General features: G+C 67.3%; 1 protein-coding gene and 1 pseudogene. Both read left to right on the top strand.

Annotated features, from left to right (window positions below; translation table 11 throughout):
* A pseudogene (locus I5I_RS05275) lies at positions 1-651 on the top strand (DUF3159 domain-containing protein); the annotation flags it as partial.
* Positions 652-853: 202 nt separating this feature from the next.
* On the top strand, positions 854-2129 hold a 1276-nt coding region (locus tag I5I_RS05270), incomplete at its 3' end, for an aconitase family protein (protein WP_036317354.1).

Below are 2129 nucleotides of genomic sequence, written 5' to 3'. Positions count from 1 at the left end.
ACGCGCCGGTCTCGATCCGTCGCGGCAAGCTCACACGGGACACGTCGTTTGGGCCGCCATGGGCGGCTGGCGGGAGTGCTGGAGAGCGTGCTTCCCGGCCTGGCGTTCGTCATCTTGTTCACGACCACAGCCGATCTCACCCTCTCGCTCGCGCTCTCGGTGGGCGCTGCGGCCGTCTTCACGATCGTCCGCCTCGTTCAGCGCTCGCCCGCCAGTGCGGCACTGGGGGGACTCATCGCCACCGGTGCTGCCGCCGCCCTCGCACTGTGGACCGGCCGAGGACAGGACAACTTCGTCCCGGGCCTCATCACCAACGCGGCCTACGGGACGGCGTTTCTGATCTCGGCTCTCGTCGGGTGGTCCTTGATCGGACTGGCCGTCGGCTTCCTCATGAACGAGAGCACACGCTGGCGCAGCGATCCGCGCAAGCGCCGGGTGTTCTTCTGGCTGGCGATCGCCTGGGCCGCGCTGTTCTACCTGCGCCTCGCGGTGCAGCTTCCCTTCTACTTCGCCGGCGATGTCACCACGCTCGGCACCCTGAAGCTCGCGATGGGACTGCCGTTGTTCGCCCCGCTCGTCGCCGTCACCTGGCTGGCCGTGCGGGCGGTCTATCCGCGCCACCACGACGCCAGCGCGGCATCCGAGGCGTGATAGATTTATCTTGACATCAAGATAAATTCCTTCGCCCGTGATGCGCCAGAGGCGCCATCCACGGGTAAGGACAACCTCACTAGCCCGCCGCCGCGGCGGCGGGGATGATGGAGAATCAGGCGACGGCCGTCCATGCCCGACCCTGACCCCGCCGACCGACTGAGCCCGCGGCCTCAGGAACTCCCAACGAAGGAGAGCAGACGTGTCCACTGTTGACAGCTTCGGAGCCAAGAGCACCCTCACGGTCGGTGGCACCGACTACGAGATCTACCGGATCGACACCGTCGCCGGGTACGAGAAGCTCCCGTTCAGCCTGAAGGTGCTGCTCGAGAACCTCCTTCGCACCGAGGACGGCGCCAACGTCACGAAGTCGCAGATCGAGGCCCTCGGCAACTGGGATGCCGATGCGGAGCCCGATACCGAGATCCAGTTCACCCCGGCGCGCGTCGTGATGCAGGACTTCACCGGCGTGCCCTGCATCGTCGACCTCGCCACCATGCGCGAGGCCGTCACGGCCCTCGGTGGGGACCCGGCGAAGATCAACCCGCTGTCGCCGGCCGAGATGGTCATCGACCACTCCGTCATCGCCGACCTTTTCGGCACCGACAACGCGCTGGAGCGCAACGTCGAGATCGAGTACGAGCGCAACGGCGAGCGTTACCAGTTCCTGCGCTGGGGCCAGACCGCGTTCGACGACTTCAAGGTCGTCCCGCCGGGAACCGGCATCGTCCACCAGGTGAACATCGAGCACCTCGCGAAGGTCATCTACGACCGCACGGGCCGCGACGGCGTGCTGCGCGCCTACCCCGACACCTGTGTGGGCACCGACTCGCACACCACCATGGTCAACGGCCTGGGCGTGCTCGGCTGGGGCGTCGGCGGCATCGAGGCCGAGGCCGCGATGCTCGGCCAGCCCGTGTCGATGCTCATCCCGCGCGTCGTCGGCTTCAAGCTGACCGGGGAGATCCCGGCGGGCGTCACCGCCACCGACGTGGTCCTCACCATCACCGACATGCTGCGCAAGCACGGCGTGGTCGGCAAGTTCGTCGAGTTCTACGGCGCGGGTGTCGCTTCGGTGCCGCTGGCCAACCGCGCCACCATCGGCAACATGAGCCCGGAGTTCGGCTCGACGGCCGCGATCTTCCCGATCGACGACGTCACGCTCGACTACCTGCGCCTCACCGGTCGCGACGAGCAGACCGTGGCTCTCGTCGAGGCATATGCGAAGGAGCAGAAGCTCTGGCACGACGCCGACAGCGAGCCCATGTTCAGCGAGTACATGGAGCTCGACCTGTCCACGGTCGTCCCCTCCATCGCCGGCCCCAAGCGCCCGCAGGATCGCATCCTGCTCAGCGAGGCCAAGTCGCAGTTCGAGAAGGACATCGTCAACTACACGACGCCCAGCGTCTCGAACTCCATCGTCGACCTCGAGTCGAAGCACTCGTTCCCGGCATCCGACCCCGGCGCGGCGCCCGGCG

The sequence above is a fragment of the Microbacterium sp. B24 genome (assembly GCF_000333415.1).
Classification (GTDB): domain Bacteria; phylum Actinomycetota; class Actinomycetes; order Actinomycetales; family Microbacteriaceae; genus Microbacterium.
Note: the sequence above shows the minus strand (reverse complement) of the source record. Positions and strands in the feature narration are given on the sequence as shown.